This is a genomic window from Microvirga sp. 2YAF29, from assembly GCF_052114605.1.
In the GTDB taxonomy this organism is placed as follows: Bacteria; Pseudomonadota; Alphaproteobacteria; order Rhizobiales; family Beijerinckiaceae; genus Microvirga.
The window spans coordinates 61,340-81,019 of the sequence record NZ_JBFRFB010000004.1 but is presented as its reverse complement, the minus strand read 5'-3'; the positions used below and the strand labels follow the sequence as shown (position 1 = coordinate 81,019).

The 19,680-nt window shown below is 63.5% G+C and carries 18 protein-coding genes; 15 read left to right on the top strand and 3 right to left on the bottom strand.

The features are described from left to right. Positions 1-323 precede the first annotated feature (323 nt). Together AB4Y85_RS06695 and AB4Y85_RS06690 are read left to right on the top strand one after the other, a co-directional pair. Entirely contained in the window at positions 324-2,105 is a 1,782-nt protein-coding gene (locus AB4Y85_RS06695) for a tetratricopeptide repeat protein (RefSeq protein WP_441984095.1), read from the top strand. Between the two features lie 273 nt (positions 2,106-2,378). Beyond that, complete coding sequence (locus tag AB4Y85_RS06690) at positions 2,379-3,251, top strand: 4-(cytidine 5'-diphospho)-2-C-methyl-D-erythritol kinase (protein ID WP_441984094.1); 873 nt, start codon at positions 2,379-2,381, stop codon at positions 3,249-3,251. 18 nt (positions 3,252-3,269) lie between these two features. Here AB4Y85_RS06690 and AB4Y85_RS06685 read toward each other — a convergent pair whose 3' ends face one another. After that, positions 3,270-4,289 (bottom strand): polyprenyl synthetase family protein, encoded by a 1,020-nt coding sequence (locus tag AB4Y85_RS06685; protein ID WP_441984093.1) that lies wholly within the window; start codon positions 4,287-4,289, stop codon positions 3,270-3,272. Positions 4,290-4,330: 41 nt separating this feature from the next. Here AB4Y85_RS06685 and AB4Y85_RS06680 point away from each other — a divergent pair, with 41 nt between their 5' ends. Together AB4Y85_RS06680 and AB4Y85_RS06675 are read left to right on the top strand one after the other, a co-directional pair. After that, entirely contained in the window at positions 4,331-4,684 is a 354-nt protein-coding gene (locus AB4Y85_RS06680) for a putative signal transducing protein (protein WP_441984092.1), read from the top strand. Then, complete coding sequence (locus AB4Y85_RS06675; protein WP_441984091.1) at positions 4,677-5,414, top strand: tRNA1(Val) (adenine(37)-N6)-methyltransferase; 738 nt, start codon at positions 4,677-4,679, stop codon at positions 5,412-5,414. The genes AB4Y85_RS06680 and AB4Y85_RS06675 overlap by 8 nt, the downstream gene beginning before the upstream one ends. A 32-nt stretch (positions 5,415-5,446) precedes the next feature. Here the strand turns inward: AB4Y85_RS06675 and AB4Y85_RS06670 are convergent, their stop codons facing one another. Then, positions 5,447-5,776, bottom strand: a complete 330-nt coding sequence (locus tag AB4Y85_RS06670; protein WP_441984090.1) for a hypothetical protein — start codon at positions 5,774-5,776, stop codon at positions 5,447-5,449. Positions 5,777-5,942: 166 nt separating this feature from the next. Between AB4Y85_RS06670 and AB4Y85_RS06665 the strand changes: the two genes are divergently transcribed. The 7 genes from AB4Y85_RS06665 (at position 5,943) to AB4Y85_RS06635 (ending at position 14,352) form a co-directional block, all read left to right on the top strand. Next, positions 5,943-6,827 carry a S49 family peptidase gene (locus tag AB4Y85_RS06665; RefSeq protein WP_441984334.1) on the top strand — a complete coding sequence of 295 codons (885 nt, stop codon included), beginning with the start codon at positions 5,943-5,945 and terminating at the stop codon, positions 6,825-6,827. A gap of 118 nt (positions 6,828-6,945) precedes the next feature. Beyond that, entirely contained in the window at positions 6,946-7,887 is a 942-nt protein-coding gene (locus AB4Y85_RS06660) for a glycine--tRNA ligase subunit alpha (protein WP_441984089.1), read from the top strand. A gap of 49 nt (positions 7,888-7,936) precedes the next feature. Then, positions 7,937-10,060: a glycine--tRNA ligase subunit beta gene (gene glyS / locus AB4Y85_RS06655; protein ID WP_441984088.1), complete on the top strand. Its 2,124-nt coding sequence runs from the start codon at positions 7,937-7,939 to the stop codon at positions 10,058-10,060. 96 nt (positions 10,061-10,156) lie between these two features. Continuing rightward, the gene (locus AB4Y85_RS06650; protein ID WP_441984087.1) at positions 10,157-10,804 is read left to right on the top strand and encodes a L,D-transpeptidase; all 648 of its coding nucleotides are present in this window, start codon (positions 10,157-10,159) and stop codon (positions 10,802-10,804) included. 219 nt (positions 10,805-11,023) lie between these two features. Next, positions 11,024-13,702, top strand: a complete 2,679-nt coding sequence (gene ppdK / locus AB4Y85_RS06645) for a pyruvate, phosphate dikinase (protein ID WP_441984086.1) — start codon at positions 11,024-11,026, stop codon at positions 13,700-13,702. A gap of 8 nt (positions 13,703-13,710) precedes the next feature. Further along, complete coding sequence (locus AB4Y85_RS06640) at positions 13,711-13,977, top strand: hypothetical protein (RefSeq protein ID WP_441984085.1); 267 nt, start codon at positions 13,711-13,713, stop codon at positions 13,975-13,977. Positions 13,978-14,001: 24 nt separating this feature from the next. Then, a complete protein-coding gene (locus AB4Y85_RS06635) occupies positions 14,002-14,352 on the top strand; it encodes a GFA family protein (RefSeq protein ID WP_441984084.1) in 351 nt (116 codons plus the stop codon). Between the two features lie 180 nt (positions 14,353-14,532). Here AB4Y85_RS06635 and AB4Y85_RS06630 read toward each other — a convergent pair whose 3' ends face one another. Continuing rightward, positions 14,533-14,934 carry a hypothetical protein gene (locus AB4Y85_RS06630; protein ID WP_441984083.1) on the bottom strand — a complete coding sequence of 134 codons (402 nt, stop codon included), beginning with the start codon at positions 14,932-14,934 and terminating at the stop codon, positions 14,533-14,535. 127 nt (positions 14,935-15,061) lie between these two features. Between AB4Y85_RS06630 and AB4Y85_RS06625 the strand changes: the two genes are divergently transcribed. From AB4Y85_RS06625 to acuI, 4 genes are all read left to right on the top strand, one after another. Then, the gene (locus AB4Y85_RS06625) at positions 15,062-15,898 is read left to right on the top strand and encodes a helix-turn-helix domain-containing protein (protein WP_441984082.1); all 837 of its coding nucleotides are present in this window, start codon (positions 15,062-15,064) and stop codon (positions 15,896-15,898) included. Between the two features lie 104 nt (positions 15,899-16,002). After that, complete coding sequence (locus AB4Y85_RS06620) at positions 16,003-17,226, top strand: cell wall hydrolase (protein ID WP_441984081.1); 1,224 nt, start codon at positions 16,003-16,005, stop codon at positions 17,224-17,226. Positions 17,227-17,372: 146 nt separating this feature from the next. Further along, positions 17,373-18,617, top strand: coding sequence for an MFS transporter (locus tag AB4Y85_RS06615; protein ID WP_441984080.1), 1,245 nt, complete (start codon positions 17,373-17,375; stop codon positions 18,615-18,617). Between the two features lie 75 nt (positions 18,618-18,692). Further along, entirely contained in the window at positions 18,693-19,679 is a 987-nt protein-coding gene (acuI, locus tag AB4Y85_RS06610; protein WP_441984079.1) for an acrylyl-CoA reductase (NADPH), read from the top strand. The last annotated feature ends 1 nt before the right edge of the window (position 19,680 follow it).

The following is a 19,680-nucleotide window of genomic DNA, read 5'->3' as shown; positions in this document are numbered from 1 at the left end:
GGAACCCATAACCACAACGTTGCAAGAAAAAGCGGTACGATCCGAATAACTTTATTTTGCAACTGCGGTGGTTATGGGTTCCCGCCTTCGCGGGAATGACAGCGGTGAGGTTCCCGCGCTTCATTCTGCCAACGATCCCGGATCGGCTGGCACCGTCCGGGATGACTATCCCTGGAAGGAATTCATCTCCCCCTCACAAGGCTTTTACGCACCAGCGTCAATTGTCCCCTTGCCGATGGCAAAGGGAAACGCCATTCTCCGGCCTGATTTGGCGCACATCTCCCCTAAAGCCCTGAGATGTCGCGATATTGGAGCCGCACTTCGTGCCCACATTCAAATTGCCTTCGGCCCGCAAAGGCCTGCCTGTGCTCGTGTTGACCGCCGCCAGCCTGCTGGTGGCGCCTGCCATGGCCAGCAACACGGACCCGAACGAGACCCTGAAGCCCGCGCAGAGCCTGGAGGGGAACTTCCTTTCGGCCTATGTGGCCGGATCCGCCCGGGATACGGAAGCAGCCTCCGTTTTCTTCCGCGAGGCGATTTCCGAGGATCCGAGCAACCAGGAGCTTCTGGAGCGCGGTTTTGTGGCCTTCCTCGCCAGCGGCGCCATGCCTGAGGCCTATCGTGCGGCGGAGCGCCTGTCGGTCCGCGACGGCTCCAACAATCTGGCCCAGTTCGCCCTCGGCGTGCGGGCTCTGAAAAACCAGAAATATGCGGATGCCCGCTCGCGCCTGGCGCGGGGGACCCGTGGCCGGCAGGCGGACCTGACCGCCACGCTTCTGACCGCCTGGGCCTATGCGGGCGCAAAGGACGGCAAGCAGGCGCTCGCCACCGTGGACAAGCTCAAGAACGAGCGCGCCTTCAACCAGTTCCGCGAGTACCACGCGGCCCTGATCGCCGACGTGATCGGCAATGCCACCGAGGCCGAGAAGCGCTTCAAGGCGGCTTACGAGGGCGAGCGTAACACGCTTCAAGTCGTCGATGCCTATGGCCGCTTCCTGGCCAAGCGCGGCCGCAAGGACGATGCCATCAAGGTCTACAAGGCCTTCGACGAGTTGGCTCCGCGCCATCCCATCGTCATGGCTGCCCTGAAGGCGCTTGAGGAGGGCAAGCCCCTCAACCCCCTCGTCACGAATGCCCAGCAGGGCGCGGCCGAGCTGCTTTATGGCCTCGGCGTCGTGGGCAATACCCAGGGCGACGAGCTGACCGCCATCATCTACCTGCGCCTCGGCCTCGATCTGGAGCCCGATCATCCGCTTGCCCTCGTCACCCTGGGCGACGTCTATGAGCGCCTCAAGCAATACGATCAGGCCAACGCCATCTTCGAGCGGGTTCCCAAGGCCGCTCCGGTGCGCGCCAGCGCCGACATTGCCATCGGCCAGAACTACGAGCTGATGGGGCGCGGCGACGATGCCATCGGACACCTGGAAAAGCTCATGAAGGAGCGTCCGTCCGACGTCGAGGTCGTCATGGCGCTGGGCAACGTGCAGCGTTCGCGCAAGAAATTCGCGGAAGCCGCCGAGACTTACGGCAAGGCGATCCAGCTCGTCGGAGAGCCGCAGCGCGGCCACTGGATCCTCTATTTCTATCGCGGCACGTCCTATGAGCGCTCGAAGCAATGGGACAAGGCCGAGGCCGATCTCAAGAAAGCGATGGAACTCGTGCCCGAGGGCCTTCCGGCCGCGCAGGCGCAGGTGATGAACTATCTCGCCTATTCCTGGGTGGACCAGAACATCAACATCGACGACGCCTTCAAGATGCTGCAGCGCGCGGTGGAGCTTGCTCCCCGTGACGGCATGATCATCGATTCCCTCGGCTGGGCCTATTACCGCATGGGCCGCTACGAGGAGGCCGTGCGCGAGCTGGAAAAGGCCGTGGAGCTGAAGGCCGGCGATCCGACGATCAACGATCACCTGGGCGACGCCTATTGGAAGATCGGCCGCAAGCTCGAAGCGAAGTTCCAGTGGGACCACGCCAAGAACTCGGATCCGGAGCACGAGGACCTCGTGAAGATCCTCAAGAAGATCGACAGCGGGATGGAAGAGGACCCTAAGCCCGCCGCCGCGGAGAGCACGCCCGCACCGGTTCCTGCTCCGAACGGTGGCTAATCCCAGTCTGATCCATCAGCTTTCGTCATGGCCGGGCTCGTCCCGGCCATTTCTTTTTGGGAATGCCTGCTCTGACATCCTCACACGTCATCACCGGCCTTGTGCCGGTGATCCCGCTTGCTTGAAGCGTTGCGCCCTTCCATTCGGGATGGCCGGGACAAGCCCGGCCATGACGCGGAGTGCTACCTTCTGTATAAGGTTGAGCCTAAAGTGAGCATTCCCTAGTACAGCTCCGCTCTTCCCATCACTGCCTCTCTCGGGCATGGAAGAGCCATGTCCCAGCCTCTCGCCACGCGCGCTCCCGCCAAGATCAACCTGACGCTCCACGTCCTCGGGCGGCGGGCGGACAACTATCATGTGCTGGAAAGTCTCGTGGCCTTCGCGGGCACGGGCGATGATCTTCGGCTCGAGCCTGGGCCGGCCCTCGCTTTGCATGTGCAGGGCCCGACCGCGCCGCTGGCGGGGAGTGATGCCGACAATCTCGTGCTGAAGGCGGCAAGGCTTCTGGCCGAGCGCATCTCCAACCTGAAAACCGGCACCTTCCAGCTCACGAAGCGCCTGCCGGTGGCGGCCGGAATCGGCGGAGGATCGTCGGATGCCGCCGCTGCCTTGAGATTGCTCGCGCGACTTAATGGATTCCCCCTGTCCGATCCTGCATTGCTGGAAGCAGCACGATTGACGGGCGCGGATGTGCCGGTTTGTCTTGAACCAAAAGCGCGCATGATGCGCGGTGTGGGCGATGAGCTTGGACCAGCTCTTATCCTGCCGCGTCTCTTTTCCGTGCTGGTCAATCCGCGTGTGCCGGTCGAAACGCCCGCCGTGTTCAAAACGCTTGGGCTTCAGCCAGGACAGGCATTGGAGGACGACGTGCATCCGGTTGTGCGGGCTGGTGCAGTGTCGATGCTCTTCGACAATCTGAAAGCAGCTCGTAACGATCTCGAAGCGCCCGCTCTCAAACTTCAGCCGATCATCGGCGACGTGATCGGCTTGATGAAGACGACACAAGGCTGCCGACTCGCACGCATGTCGGGATCGGGCGCGACGGTGTTCGGATTGTACGATGACTGCAACGCGGCTGCTGACGCGGCAAAGTCGATTCAGCGCGCGCAGCCCGGTTGGTGGGTGAAGGCGACGAGCTTGCGCTGAGACAGCCCGAGGGTAGCCTTAGTACGCACGGGCGATGCAGAAATCGACCGTGTCCAGCAGGGCCTGCTTCATCGGGCTCGACGGGAAGAGGGCGAGCGCGTCGCGGGCCATGGCGCCGTAATGGCGGGCGCGATCCACCGTATCCTCCAGCGCCTTGTGGCGGCGCATGATACTGATGGCCTGTTCGAGATCCGCATCCTCGATCTCGCTGCGCTCGAGCACGCGCTTCCAGAAAGCGCGCTCCTCGTCCGTGCCCCGGCGGAAGGAGAGGACGACGGGCAGGGTGATCTTTCCTTCACGGAAATCGTCGCCCACGTTCTTGCCCAGAGTTGCGGCCTTGCCGCCGTAATCGAGCGCGTCGTCCACGAGCTGGAAGGCGATGCCGAGATTCATGCCGTAGGAGCGGCAGGCGGCCTGCTCGGCCTTGGGGCGACCGGCGATGACGGGGCCGACTTCGCAGGCGGCAGCGAAGAGTTCCGCCGTCTTGCCGCGAATGACCGCGAGGTATTCGTCTTCCGTGGTCTCGGTGTTCTTGGCGGCGGCAAGCTGCATCACCTCGCCCTCGGCGATCACGGTCGCGGCGGCGGAGAGGATGTCGAGGGCGCGCAGCGAGCCCACTTCCACCATCATGCGGAAGGCCTGGCCCAGCAGGAAATCGCCCACGAGCACGCTCGCCTCGTTGCCCCACTTGATGCGGGCGGCGATCTTGCCCCGGCGCATGTCGCTTTCGTCCACGACATCGTCGTGGAGGAGGGTAGCCGTATGCATGAACTCGACGGCGGCCGCGAGCTTCACGTGGCCGTCGCCTTCGTAAGCCGACAGGCCCGCCGTCGCGAGCGTCAACATGGGCCGCAGGCGCTTGCCGCCGGAAGAAATGAGGTGGTTGGCCACCTCCGGGATCATGGTGACCTCGGAGCCCGTGCGCGACAGGATCATCGCGTTGACCCGTTCCATATCGGAGGCCACAAGGGAAACGAGCTTCTCGATGCTCGCATTCTTCTCGGGGTGCTTATCTTCGAACGGAACGACGACGCCCACGTGCCAAACCCGGGTTGCCGGCTCTCAGGACCGGTAGGAATATGAAGCCCGTCCCGGATCAGGTAACGAAACCTCATCACAGGGCGGATTTTGACTCTATGCTCTTACGTGGCATGGCACTTTCCATGCTGCAAAGCAAACGCCTGACGCAGGGAAAGGGCTCAAAGCCGATGGTCGAAATCGTCCGCACCAACGATCTCGTTGTGATCGGCTTCCTACAATCCTTATTGGAAGACGCCAACATCCATGTGTTGGTCGCAGATATGCATGTCAGCGCCATCGAGGGAATGATGGGCGCGTTCCCTAAGCGGATCCTCGTGCTCCAGGACGACCTGGAAGAGGCTCGAAGCCTGATCCGCGAAGCCGGCCTCGGCGCAGAGTTGCTGCATGACTGACATCACGCAGGATTTACTGCTGGGAGGGCGCGTGCAGCTCGCCCAGCCCGCCAAGGGACATCGCGCCGGAACCGACGCCGTGCTGCTGGCCGCCAGCGCACCCGTGAAGCCGGGCGACGTGGTGATTGATATCGGGGCATCCACCGGCGCCGTCGGCTTGATGGTCGCGGCGCGGGAGAAGAGCGCACGCTATGTCTTTGTCGAGCGCGATTCGACCCTCGCCGAACTCTGCCGCCGCAACTGTGCGGCCAATCAGGTCGAGGGCCGGATTGCCGTGTCGGACCTGCTGGAGAAGGAATCGCGCCGTGCAGCGGGATTGCTTCCCGAAAGCGCCGACATCGTCCTGACGAATCCGCCCTTCCTGGAAGAGGGGCAGGCCCGCATTTCACCGGACAAGGGCAGGGCGGCGGCCCATGCCCTGCCGGCGGGCGGGCTAGAGGCCTGGCTTCGTGCCTGCCTTGGCCTGGTGAAACCCAAGGGGCGCTTCGTGCTGATCCACCGAGCCGACCGTCTGGCCGAGTGCCTTGCCTCGTTGAACGGGCTCGGCGGGATCGAGCTTCGTTTCGTGCATCCGAGCGCCGACAAGGCTGCCATCCGGCTCCTGCTCTCCGGGACCAAGGGCAGCCGCGCCCCTTTAAGCATCCTGCCACCAGTCATTCTGAACGGTCCGGACGGGCGCTTCACCTCCGAGGCGCAGGCGCTGCATCAGGGCGAAGCTAGCCTCCTATGAAAAAGGGCGCCCGAAGGCGCCCTTGATCGAGTTTACCAGCGAGGGCCGGGGCCGCGGCGGACCGTGCGGCAGACCTCGACGGAACGGTGCACATAACGGTAGCCGTTCCAGACGCGGCGGGGCTCGGCCCAGCAGCGGCGGACTGCCCGGGCCGGACGATAGACCGGGGCAGGGCGATAGACGCGGCGCGGAGGCCGGCGATATTCCTCACGGACGAGGACGGGGCCGGCGCGGTATTCCACGACAGGCGCCCGATGATAGCCGGGACGGCCGTAATAGGGCTGGGCTTCGGCCTGGGGAGCCGACAGGGCGCCGAGTCCCAGGGTCGCGAGGCCAAGAAGGCCGACAATCAGCTTACGCATGGTCTTTTTCTCCTCAGCACCTCTCAGGCACGGGCCTGAGACAGTGAATTGATTGGAATGTTATCCATGCCCAATCTTTAACCGACCGTAACTGAACGAATGCCGACGCATTCCCTAACGGTATGTTCATCTTGGGCGTCAGCCCCAAGTGCACTACATGAAGCCTATGCCGCAAACATTCCTGTCTTCCGTGCTTCCCGAACGTCTTCAGTTTCTCCTTCCCGGCCCGTTCCGGAATTACGCTCACCCCATCGTTCCGGTCTTGCGCCTTTCCGGCGCCATCGGGGCCGTCGTGCCTTTCAGGCAGGGCCTTGCCATGGCCACCGTGGCGCCATTGCTGGAACGGGCATTCTCCGTTCCCGGCGCCAAGGCGGTGGCCCTCGTCATCAACTCGCCCGGCGGATCGGCGGCCCAGTCTCATCTGATCTTCAAGCGCATCCGCGTGCTCTCCGAGGAAAAGAAGATTCCCGTCATCGCCTTCGTGGAGGATGCGGCGGCCTCAGGCGGCTACATGCTCGCCTGCGCGGCGGACGAGATCTATGCCGATCCAGCCTCCATCGTCGGCTCCATCGGCGTGGTGTCCGCGAGCTTCGGCTTCCAGGAGCTGATCGCCCGCATCGGCGTAGAGCGGCGGGTGCATACGGCAGGCGAGAACAAAGCGATGCTCGACCCGTTCAAACCCGAAAACCCGGAGGATGTGGCCCGCCTCAAAGGGCTTCAGCGCAAGATCCACGAGGTCTTCGTGGATCTCGTGAAAACCCGCCGGGGCGAAAAGCTCAACGATTCCTATGAAGACCTGTTCTCCGGCGCCTTCTGGGTCGGGGCGGAGGCTCTGGACCTCGGCCTCGTCGACGGTCTCGGCGACATCCGCACCATCCTGCGCCAGCGCTTCGGCGAGAAGGTCCAGTTCCGCATGATCGAGCCGGCCCGTCCGCCGTTCCTCGGCCGCCTCCTGGGCCGCCGCTCGCTGACCTCGGGGAGCTTGATCGATCCGGGCGAGGTGGTGGGGGCGCTGGAGGAGCGGGCTACCTGGGCGCGGCTGGGGTTGTGAATTGCGCTGCCCGAGCCCTCCTCCCCACAAGGGGGAGGGGAATAAGGCCCACGCTTGACTTGCAGCCCCCATCATCCCAAGGGTTCGCCTGAAATACTCTAAAGACCGGACGCTTTTCATGACCAGCGAACCCGCGCACATGAACCCCGCGCGCTCTTTCCAGGGCCTGATCCTCACGCTCCAGCGCTATTGGGCGGAGCAGGGCTGCGTCATCCTCCAGCCCTACGACATGGAAGTCGGCGCAGGCACGTTCCACCCGGCCACGACCTTGCGGGCGTTGGGCCCCAAGCCGTGGCGCGCGGCTTATGTGCAGCCCTCCCGCCGCCCGAAGGACGGGCGCTATGGCGAAAATCCGAACCGCCTTCAGCACTATTACCAGTTCCAGGTGATCCTGAAGCCGAACCCGCCGAACCTGCAGGAGCTTTATCTCGGCTCGCTGAAGGCTATCGGCATCGACACCTCTGTCCACGACGTCCGCTTCGTCGAGGACGATTGGGAGAGCCCGACGCTCGGCGCGTGGGGCCTCGGCTGGGAATGCTGGTGCGACGGCATGGAAGTGTCGCAGTTCACCTATTTCCAGCAGGTCGCGGGCTTCGAGTGCTCGCCGGTCGCGGGCGAGCTGACCTACGGCCTCGAGCGTATCGCCATGTATCTGCAGGGCGTCGAGTCGATCTACGATCTCAACTTCAACGGCCTCGAAGGCGACCGGAAGGTCACCTACGCGCAGGTATTCCAGCAGGCCGAGCAGGAATATTCGCGCCACAACTTCGAATACGCGGACACGGAAATGCTCTTCCGCCACTTCCGCGATGCGGAAGCCGCCTGCCGAAAGTATCTGGCCGACGGCGAGCCGAAGGCAGGCTCCAACGACAACCGTCATCTCATGGCATTGCCGGCCTATGACCAGTGCATCAAGGCCAGCCACATGTTCAACCTGCTCGATGCGCGTGGCGTGATCTCCGTCACCGAGCGCCAGAGCTACATCCTGCGCGTCCGCGAACTGGCGAAAGCCTGCGGCGCGGCATGGCTGAAGACCGAGGGCGGGGGCGTGGCTGCTTAAAAGGCCACGCGCTCACCCGTTCCCTCAACATTAAAGTTTCAAATCTCCCATGCCCGATCTTCTCCTTGAACTGTTTTCCGAAGAAATTCCCGCCCGCATGCAGCGCCGTGCGGCGGAGGATTTGAAGAAGCTTGTGACCGATGCGCTGGTGGAGCGCGGCTTCGTCTATGAGGGCGCGCAGGCCTTCTCCACGCCGCGCCGCCTCGCGCTCACCATCGCGGGCCTGCCCGTGAAGGGGCAGGATGTGCGCGAGGAGCGCAAGGGTCCGCGCGTCGGCTCGCCCGATGCGGCGATCCAGGGCTTCCTGAAAGGCGCAGGCCTCGCCTCGCTCGATCAGGCGAAGATCGAGAGCGATCCGAAGAAGGGCGAGTTCTACGTCGCCATCATCGAGAAGCCGGGCCGTGCCACGGCGGATGTGCTGGCGGAAATCTTACCCGCAATCATCAAGACGTTCCCGTGGCCGAAATCCATGCGCTGGGGTGCGGCCTCCACGGAGCCCGGTTCGTTGCGCTGGGTGCGTCCGCTGCAATCGATCCTGTGCACCTTCGGACCTGAAACCGAAGATCCGGAAGTGGTGCGTTTCGAGGTCGACGGCATCGCGTCCGGCGACACGACCTACGGCCATCGCTTCCTGGCTCCCGATCCGATCCGCGTGAAGCGCTTCGACGATTACGTGCCGGCGCTGGAGCGCGCGAAGGTCGTGCTCGATGCGGATCGCCGCAAGGACATGATCCTGCATGACGCGAAGGATCTCGCTTTCGCGCAAGGCCTCGAACTCATCGAGGATGACGGCCTGCTGGAAGAAGTCTCAGGCCTCGTCGAGTGGCCCGTGGTGCTCATGGGCTCGTTCGAGGAAGCCTTCCTCGACATTCCGCCGGAAGTGATCCGCACCACCATCCGCGCGAACCAGAAATGCTTCGTGCTGCGCGACGCGAAGACCGGAAAGCTCGCCAACAAATTCCTGCTCACCTCGAACCTCATCGCAAGCGATGGCGGCAAGACGATTGTGGGCGGCAACGAGCGCGTGGTGCGCGCTCGCCTGTCCGACGCCAAGTTCTTCTGGGAGACGGACCAGAAGGTGAAGCTGGAAGACCGGCTTGAGAAGCTGAAGAATATCGTCTTCCACGAAAAGCTCGGCACGCAATACGAGCGCGTGGAGCGTATTGCGGCGCTCGCGAAAGAACTTGCGCCCATCGTTGGCGCCGATCCCGCATTGGCCGAGCGCGCCGCGCGTCTCGCCAAGGCCGATCTCGTGACAGAGATGGTCGGTGAGTTTCCCGAACTGCAGGGCCTCATGGGCCGCTACTACGCGACGCTGCAGGGTGAGAATGCGTCAGTCGCAGCCGCTATCGAAGAGCACTACAAGCCGCTCGGCCCGTCCGACCGCGTGCCGACCGATCCGGTGTCTGTCGCCGTGGCGCTCGCCGACAAGATCGACACGCTCGTAGGCTTCTGGGCGATTGATGAAAAGCCGACAGGATCGAAGGACCCTTACGCGCTGCGTCGTGCTGCGTTGGGTGTCGTCCGACTGATTCTTGAGAACGATATCCAATTTGGTCTCACCGGCCTATTCATCCGCAAATTTGACCGGTTCCCAAATGTCGACTCGGTCGCTCTCGCATTTGATTTAATTCAATTCTTTGCGGATCGTCTCACTGTTTATCTTCGTGACAGGGGAGCGCGGCACGACCTGATTGCCGCTGTTTTCTCTACGGATGCTTCCGAGAACAAGCCGAACGATCGCGACCTCCTCATGATCGTCCGCCGCGTCGAAGCGCTTGGCCTCTTCCTCGACACCGAGGACGGTGCAAACCTCCTCGCCGGCTATCGCCGCGCGGCCAACATCCTGCGCATCGAGGAGAAGAAGGATGGGCGCTCCTATAGCGAGGCACCCGATCTCGAAATCGTGAATAGCCAAGGTTTGATCGAGGAGAAGGCTCTCGCTGTCGTTCTTCATGGAGCGAAGGAAGAAGCGCAAAAAGCGGCCGAAGCGGAAGATTTCGAGGGCGCGATGCGCGCATTATCGCGGCTTCGCCAGCCTGTCGATGCGTTTTTCGACAAGGTGACCGTAAACGCGGACGATCCGGCCCTGCGCGCCAACCGCTTGCGGCTCCTCAACGATATCCGCGAAGCGACCCGCACGGTGGCCGATTTCTCCCGGATCGAGGGGTAATAGAGTTAATTCCCATTAAGGTGTTGCATGAGGGGCACAGCCAAAGGCCCCTCATACGCCTAGGTAGTCGGCAACATCTTTTCCGGTAGATTCCTCATGTTCCGACGCCTGCTTCTCGGCGCTCTCCTGAGCGCCTCTCTCGCCGCCTGCCAAACAGCCCAGCAGCCCGCCCCCGTCGAGGTGGCGGCGACCGAGGATGCCGCCTGGTATATCGGCTCCATGCCCGATCAGCCCTTCGATGTGCCGCTGGTCGACCGCAGGCTGATGGATGCGAAATACGCCAAGCAGACGGTCAATTACGATGGCCCCGAGAAGCCCGGCTCCATCGTGGTCGATATCGACGAGCGGCATCTCTACCTCGTGCAGCCCGACAAGAAGGCGATTCGCTACGGCGTCGGCGTCGGCAAACAGGGCTTTTCCTGGAAGGGCGTGGCCTCGGTCGGCCGCAAGGGCGTGTGGCCCGCCTGGCGCCCCACCAAGACCATGAAGGGCATCAACCCGGATCTGCCGGAACACCGCGAGGCCGGCCTCGACAATCCCCTCGGCGCCCGTGCGCTGTATCTCTACCAGAACGGTCAGGACATCCTGTTCCGCATCCACGGCACCAACGAGCCCTGGAGCATCGGCGAACAGGTCTCCTCCGGCTGCGTGCGCATGCTCAACGAGGACGTGGTCGACCTTTACGAGCGCGTTCCCGCCGGCACCACGGTCTACGTGAAGCGCAACGGCCGCTACCGCGTCTGATACGGGGTTGCAGAAATTCCAGAATGGCCGGGCATGTCCCGGCTATTTTTATTTGCGGAACAATGTTTCCGGCAGGGAGCCGTTTCCCCTTGAACGGCCCCGTCGGCACCCTCTATGCAACTAAGGAACCTTGGCTGTTCAGCTTGCGTTTGGGCCCTACATGCTTCAAGCCAACACCTGCGCTGCAGCAGGGCGTTTATAGAGCCAAGGGGTCGAGCGATGACGCAGTGGGTTTACACCTTCGGTGACGGTAAGGCCGAAGGCCAGGCGGGGATGAAGAATCTGCTTGGCGGCAAGGGGGCGAACCTCGCCGAGATGTCCAATCTCGGATTGCCGGTTCCACCCGGCTTCACCATCACCACGGAAGTCTGCACCTATTATTACGACCACGGCAATTCCTATCCGGAGGAATTGAAGACCCAGGTCGAAAAAGCCCTCGCTTACATTGGCAAGCTTACAGGCCGCACCTTCGGCGATGCCGACAACCCGCTTCTCGTCTCCGTCCGCTCCGGCGCCCGCGCATCGATGCCGGGCATGATGGACACGGTGCTTAATCTCGGCCTTAACGACGTGACCGTGGGTGCTCTCGCCAAGGGCGCGGGCGACGAGCGTTTCGCCTACGATTCCTACCGCCGCTTCATCACCATGTATTCCAACGTGGTGCTCGATCTCTCGCACCACCATTTCGAGGAAGTGCTCGACGAGTTCAAGGACCGCAAGGGCTACACCCTCGACACGGACATGACCGCAGAGGACTGGAAGGCCATTCTCCCGCGCTACAAGGTGCTGGTCGAGAAGGAACTCGGCAAACCCTTCCCGCAGGATCCGCACGAGCAGCTCTGGGGCGCCATCGGCGCCGTGTTCGGCTCCTGGATGAACAACCGCGCCATCAAGTACCGCGAGCTGCACGCCATCCCAGCGAGCTGGGGCACGGCGGTGAATGTGCAGGCCATGGTATTCGGCAACATGGGCGAGACCTCCGCCACCGGCGTCGCCTTCACGCGCAATCCCTCTACCGGCGAGAGCGAGCTCTACGGCGAGTTCCTTATCAATGCGCAGGGCGAGGACGTGGTGGCGGGCATCCGCACGCCGCAGGATATCACCGAGAAGGCACGCATCGCATCGGGCTCCAACAAGCCTTCGATGGAAGGCGAGATGCCCGACGCCTACAACGAGCTCGTGCGCATCTACGGCATTCTCGAAAAGCATTACCGTGACATGCAGGACATGGAATTCACGGTAGAAAAGGGCAAGCTCTGGATGCTCCAGACCCGCAACGGCAAGCGCACCGCGAAAGCGGCCCTGCGCATCGCCGTGGAGCTGGCCTCCGAAGGTCTGATCACGCAGGAGGAGGCGGTGACCCGCGTCGAGCCTGCGGCGCTCGACCAGTTGCTTCATCCCACCATCGATCCCAAGGCCGAGCGCAAGATCATCGCCACGGGCCTGCCCGCATCGCCGGGTGCGGCGTCCGGCGAGATCGTGTTCAACTCCGACGATGCGGAGGCCGCGAAGAAGGCGGGGCGCAAGGTCATTCTCGTGCGCGTCGAAACCTCGCCTGAGGACATTCACGGCATGCATGCGGCCGAGGGCATTCTCACCACGCGCGGCGGCATGACCTCGCACGCGGCGGTGGTCGCGCGCGGCATGGGCAAGCCGTGTGTGTCCGGCGCGGGCTCGATCCGCGTGGATTACGCCAAGCAGACCATGTCCATCGCGGGCCAGACGCTGAACAAGGGCGAGGTTCTCACCATCGACGGCTCGAACGGCCAGGTGCTGCTCGGTCAGGTGAAGATGCTGGAGCCTGAGCTGTCGGGCGAGTTCGCGACCCTCATGGGCTGGGCCGACAAGGTGCGCCACATGAAGGTGCGCGCCAATGCGGAAACGCCGCTCGATGCCAAGACCGCGCGCAATTTCGGTGCCGAAGGCATCGGCCTTTGCCGCACGGAGCACATGTTCTTCGAGGGCGACCGCATCATCGCAGTGCGTGAGATGATCCTCTCCGACGACGAGGCGGGACGCCGCGCGGCGCTCAGCAAATTGCTGCCCATGCAGCGCAAGGACTTCGTCGAGCTGTTCACGATCATGAGCGGTCTGCCGGTCACGATCCGCCTGCTCGATCCCCCGCTGCACGAGTTCCTGCCGCACTCGGAAGAGGAGATGCAGGAAGTCGCAAAAGCCATGAATGCGTCGGTCGAGAAGCTGAAGCGCCGCGCGTCCGAACTGCACGAGTTCAACCCGATGCTCGGCTTCCGGGGCTGCCGTCTCGCGGTCGCCTATCCGGAGATCGCCGAGATGCAGGCGCGCGCCATCTTCGAAGCGGCGGTGGAAGCCGGCAAGACGACCGGTCAGCCGGTGGTGCCGGAGGTCATGGTGCCGCTCGTCATGGCGAAGGCGGAGCTCGATCTGGTGAAGGATCGCATCGTCGCCATGGCCGAGGCTGTCGCCAAGGAAAGCGGCGTGAAGGTCGAGTATCAGGTCGGCACGATGATCGAGCTGCCCCGCGCGGCGCTTCGTGCGGGCGAGATCGCGGAATCGGCGGAGTTCTTCTCCTTCGGCACCAACGATCTCACGCAGACTACGCTCGGCATCTCGCGCGATGATGCGGCCTCGTTCCTCGGCCCGTACACGCAGAAGGGCCTGCTGCCCGCTGATCCGTTCGTCACCATCGACCAGGAAGGCGTGGGCGAACTGGTGAAACTCGCGGTGGAGCGCGGCAAGAAGACGAGGCCGAACATCAAGCTCGGTATCTGCGGCGAGCATGGCGGCGATCCGGCCTCGATCCATTTCTGCCAGGAGGCGGGCCTCGATTACGTGTCCTGCTCGCCTTATCGCGTGCCGATCGCCCGCCTTGCCGCAGCGCAGGCGGCGCTGGGCAACAAGGCCGCGAGCCAGGCTTGATGACGCGCATGACGATGTCGAAAAGCCGTCTCATCTATATCGGCGCGGTGCTGGTTTCCGGCATCGTGATCGGCCTCGTCATGCTGCAACGCCCCGAATGGCAGCATATGGCCGTGCCGCCCGCGGCATGGCCGTTTGCGGTTTCCCTCATCCTCGATATGATCATCGGCCAGATGGCGGCTCAGGGGAGGGTGGAACCCCTCACCATGGGCGACCGGTTCGTGGCGGTGATCGGCGCGGGCCTCATCGTGACGGTGATGACGGCGCTCGGATAACGAGGGCGAAAACGGGGAAGAATAATGACGCTGCACAAGGGTTCGTGCCATTGCGGCAAGGTGGTTATCGAGGTCGAGGCGGATCTCGATCAGGTGATCGAATGCAACTGCTCGATCTGCAGCCGCAAGGGCTATCTCCTGTCCTTCGCTCCGCGCGCAGCGATGAAGGTGATCCAGGGCGAGGACAACCTGACCACCTATCTCTTCAACACCCACAACGTCCGCCACCGCTTCTGCGCCACCTGCGGCTGCGCGCCTTTCGGCGAAGGCAAGGCGCCGAACGGCCAAGAGATGGCGGTGATCAACATCCGCTGCCTGGAGACGATTGATCTGGCTGACGTAAAGCCGGTGCCGTTCAACGGGCGAGATCGGTAAATACATTCCCACATCGTCATCCCGGACGAAGCGCAGCGCAGATCCGGGATCGTGTGCAGGATAGAGCGCGCGGCTTCCCTCCCCGCAAGGGGGAGGGAGTAAGCGCAGTGTCCTATTCTGCCAACGATCCCGGATCGGCTTCGCCGTCCGGGATGACAGTCAGGTGTTCAGCATGATGCCTCACGCCATCGCTTCCGCCGACCGACGCAAGCCGATGAACTGAAATTCCGCATACATCAGCACCGCAAGCGCCTGCATGATCACGAAGGCATAGCCTGCCGTGGTAGGCTGAACCCATCCGCTCACGAGAAGCAGGATACTGTCGATGACCCAGAGCGCGTTCACGACCACCACCGCCCACACGAGAGGCTTCTGAACCTGCTCGCGCAGTCCGAGCCAAGCGAGAAAAGCCGCAAAGGGCAGAAGCACGAGTCCCGCGATCCGTAGCAGCATCTCCGGCAGCCCGAGCAGCCCTCCGAGCGGGCCTGCTGCAATCAGCATCAGAAAACCGAAGGCGGCGCTGGTGGTGGCATCGGCCAGAAGGGCTTGGCGAAGCAACGGGGAGGACTGGATCGACATCATGACAGGCTCCTTTTGAAAAACTCGGTTGAGACTTTCAACCTGCATGGAAGGATGCCGCCCCTTGAGAAGCGGGTCGATTACCTCGGAGGTCATGGAAGTGTGGTTCAGGCCGCGCTATGCTCCCCCCATGAAAACGAGCACCCCCACCCAGCATGTCGGCGATTACCTGCGCGAATGGCGCCAGCGGCGGCGCATGAGTCAGATGGATCTGGCGCTTGAGGCCGAGATCTCGACGCGGCATCTGAGCTTTCTCGAAACGGGCCGCTCGCAGCCGAGCCGCGACATGGTGCTGCTGCTCTCCGAGAAGCTCGACATGCCGCTGCGCGAGCGCAACATCATGCTGGTGGCTGCAGGCTTTGCGCCGGTCTATTCGCAGCGCTCGCTCGACGATCCCGCGCTTGCCGGCATGCGCCAAGCCGTCGATCTCGTGCTCAAGGGGCACGAGCCTTATCCGGCGCTCGCCGTCGACCGGCATTGGTCGCTCGTATCGGCCAACGATGCTCTGATGTCGCTTGTCGGGGACGTCGATCCGGCACTGCTGAAGCCACCGGTCAACGTGCTGCGTCTCAGCATTCACCCCACCGGCATGGCGCGACGCATCGTGAATTTCACCGAGTGGCGGGGCCACTTGGTCGAGCGCCTGCGTCATCAGGTGGATGCGACGGGCGATGCGGTGCTTGCCGCGCTCGCCGAGGAATTGCTGGCCTATCCGACGCCAGATGCGGCTGTCCGTGCCAAGAAGCCCGCGCATGATTATGCCGGTATCGTCGTGCCGCTGCAGCTGATGACGGAGGAGGGCGTGCTGACCCTCTTCAGTACCACCACGATCTTCGGGACGCCCGTGGACGTGACCCTGTCTGAACTCGCCATTGAGGCCTTCTTTCCGGCCGACGAGGGAACGGCGGATGCCTTGAGGCGCATTACGGCGAAGCGGCAGTCTGCCGCAGCAAGGGCGGCGGAGTAGGGAAGGCTTCTTAACCACCCATCAACCTTAACCCGCGATAACCATAAGGAAGTCGGGCGTTCCTGTCGGATGCTCGCCGAGTTTGTTTTTGTAGGGTGTATCGCGTGCGAGTTCGGAATCGTCGCTCACGGGTGAGATGGATCTGCGCCACAACGGCGCCCTGGGCGCTCGCCACCGGGCTCCTGATCTCGTTCACGGCTTCCGCCAGCAACGACATTCAGGCGGGCGTGAGCTTCTCCCCCCGCAATGCAGTGGCCTATCTCAACCAGGCCGCGCTCGTTCCGCCGATCACCGCTTCCATCGCCGGAGGCCGTCTCGACCTCGGACGCGATATCCTGCGGAGCCTGCCGCGCTATGATCTTCCCGACGCGTCGGCGAATGCCGTAATTCCGAAGGCGGACCGCAAGGCCGGCGCGGGAGGCGACCCGGTCGTGGAACGCACAGGCAAAGGCGATCCGCTGGTGGCGCGCGTGACGCTCTCCCTCCGTGCGAACCAGATGCGCTCCTCCCTCGAGCAGGTCGGCGAGTCCCGTCTCCTCTTCGGCCAGGACGAACGCCTGCTGCCGCCCACCATTCTCATGGAAGGCGAGTTCGAAGCGCCTGAAATGGAGCAGGCTTTCGAGCCATGGGAAGCTCCCGAATTCACCACCACGCGCCAATCGACATCCGTGCAATCACCGGCGGCAGCCGCAGCCGGCTCGACGGGCGCATCGGCCAGCCCCACGACTCCGATGGTCAAGCGCGCCGTAACCCTCTCGTCCACGACGCCCGCTCCTGTGGAGGCTACGCCCATCGAGATCGCCGCGGCGCCCGTCTCGCTGCAATCGCCGCGCCTCGACAAGGGTTATGGCGAAAGCATCATCTCGAAATCCGATGACGGCGAGCGCCCGCGCTACGCCGACCTCATCGACCCCGACAATATGAACAAGGAACAGCGCTGCCTGGCCGAGGCCGTCTATTTCGAGGCGCGCAGCGAGCCAGAAGCAGGGCAGGCGGCTGTGGCCCAGGTGGTGCTCAACCGCGTGAAGAGCGGGCTCTACCCGTCCTCCATCTGCGGCGTCGTCTACCAGAACCGCCACCGGCACCTGGCCTGCCAGTTCACCTTCGCCTGCGAAGGCAAGGCCCTGCGCACGACCGATACGTTCTCATGGGAACGCGCAAAGCGCGTCGCCACCGCCGTGCTCGAAGGCAAGACCTATCTGGCCGATGTGGGCGGCGCGACCCATTACCATGCGGATTATGTGAAGCCTTACTGGGCGCGCCGTTTGAAGAAAATGGACGTCATCGGCCGGCACATCTTCTACAAGCTGAAGCCGGGGCAAACGTGAGGGTCCTTGTCGAGCGGCGCCGATAAAGAAAAATCACCTACGATTCATCACGGTCGCTCATGGTCTGCGCAACAAATTTCCAATGTTGTGCCTGCGGGAGTTGCGCTAGTCTTCGGCCTCTTGTTTCGTCCCTAAGGGCCACGCCGATGTCCACACCTGCCACCCAGTCCCGGGTCTCGCCGGAACTCATCGTTCTGTCGGGCTGTCTGATCGCCCTGATCACCTTCGGGCCCCGGGCCTCGGCGGGCCTCTTCCAGATCCCGATGACGACGGAATTCGGCTGGGGACGCGACACGTTCAGCTTGGCCATTGCCATCCAGAATCTGCTCTGGGGTGTGGGACAGCCCTTCGCGGGCGCGATTGCGGATCGCTTCGGGACGCTGCGCGTGCTCTGCCTTGGCGCTGTGCTCTACGCACTGGGCCTTGTGGTGATGGCCTATGCGACCACGCCCGGCATCCTGCACATGGGTGCAGGCGTGCTCATCGGCTTTGGCCTGTCGGGTTGCTCGTTCAATCTGGTGCTTGGCGCGTTCAGCAAGCTTCTCCCTGAGAAGTGGCGCCCCATGGCCTTCGGCGCGGGCACGGCGGCTGGCTCCTTCGGCCAGTTCCTCTTTCCGCCCATCGGCAACGTGCTCATCGATGCCGTGGGCTGGCAGCAGACCTTGATCCTCTTCGCAGGCTCGATCCTCATCGTCCTGCCCCTGTCGATCTCCCTCGCGACGCGGCCCAATGCATCCGCCGGATCGCAGGGCGGGCTTCAGCCCGTTCCCGGCCAGTCGATCGCACAGGCGCTGACGGAAGCCTTCCGGCATCGCTCCTATGTGCTGCTGGTGCTCGGCTTTTTCACCTGCGGCTTCCAGCTCGCCTTCATCACCGCGCATCTGCCCGCTTACCTGCGTGATGCGGGCCTGTCCGCCTCCATCGGCGGATGGACGCTTGCCGTCATCGGCCTCGCCAATGCCTTCGGCTCGCTCACATCCGGCTGGCTGTCCACGCGCATGTCGAAGCGCTGGCTGCTCGCGTGGATCTATCTTGGACGCTCGGTCGCCATCGCAGCCTTCATCCTCTTGCCGATTACGCCGGTCTCCTCGATTGTCTTCGGCATTTCCATCGGCCTGCTGTGGCTCTCCACCGTGCCGCCCACATCGTCCCTGGTGATGCTGATGTTCGGCACGCGCTACATGGCGATGCTCTACGGCTTCGCGTTCTTCTCGCATCAGGTCGGCGGCTTCCTCGGCGTGTGGCTCGGCGGCATCCTCTACGAGGTCTACGGCAATTACAGTCTGGTCTGGTGGCTCTCCATCGCGCTCGGCATCGCCTCGGCCTTGATCAACCTGCCGATCAAGGAGCGTCCGGTCGAGCGCGGTCCGGCGCTTCAGCCTGCGGAGTAAGGCGAAGGGATAAGAGCACGGCGCTTGTCCCGGTCCTTCCCTGCATTCCAAAATCGGGACTGAGGAGGATTCCACATGGGAACGTTCAAGGCGCTCGTCATCGACAAGAGCGATGCGGGTCAACAGGTCGGCATTCGCGCCTTCGATGAAGCCGATCTCATGGACGGCGACGTCACCGTCCGCGTGTCGCACTCGACCCTGAATTACAAGGACGGCCTCGCGCTCACCGGCAAGGCGCCGGTAGTGCGCCGCTTTCCCATGATCCCCGGCGTCGATCTCGTAGGCGTCGTGGAACAGTCCACGAGTCCCGATTTCAAATCCGGCGACGCTGTGGTGCTGAACGGCTGGGGCCTCGGCGAGACGCATCTGGGGGCCTATGCCGAGAAGGTACGCGTCAAGAGCGACTGGCTCATCCCGCTGCCGCAAGGTTTGACACCTCTCCAGGCCATGGCCATCGGCACGGCAGGCTACACGGCGATGCTGTGCCTCATGGCCATCGAGCGGCATAGCCTGAAGCCTGAGCGCGGTCCCGCCATCGTCACAGGCGCTGTCGGCGGTGTCGGCTCCGTTGCCGTGGCTTTGTTCGCGAAAGCGGGCTGGCATGTCATCGCCTCGACCGGACGGCCGGAGGAAGGCGAGTACCTGAAAGGCCTTGGTGCGGCTGAGATTCTGGATCGAAGCGAACTCACCGGCCCGGTCCGGGCCTTGAACAAGGAGCGATGGGCGGCTGGCGTCGATACCGTGGGCTCCATCCCGCTCGCCAATGTCCTGTCCATGACGAAATACGGTGGCGCGATTGCCGCCTGCGGTCTTGCTGCCGGCATGGACCTGCCCACGACGGTCGCGCCTTTCATCCTGCGCAACGTGGCCCTGCTCGGCGTCGATTCCGTCATGGCGCCGAAGGCGCTTCGCATGGAGGCGTGGAGCCGTCTCGCGCGCGAACTCGATCACCACAAGCTCGCGGCCATGACCTCCACCATCCGTCTCGACGACGTGATGGAGGCGGGTAGCAAGATCGTCGCCGGTCAGATCAAGGGACGCGTCGTGGTGGAGATCCGCTGAA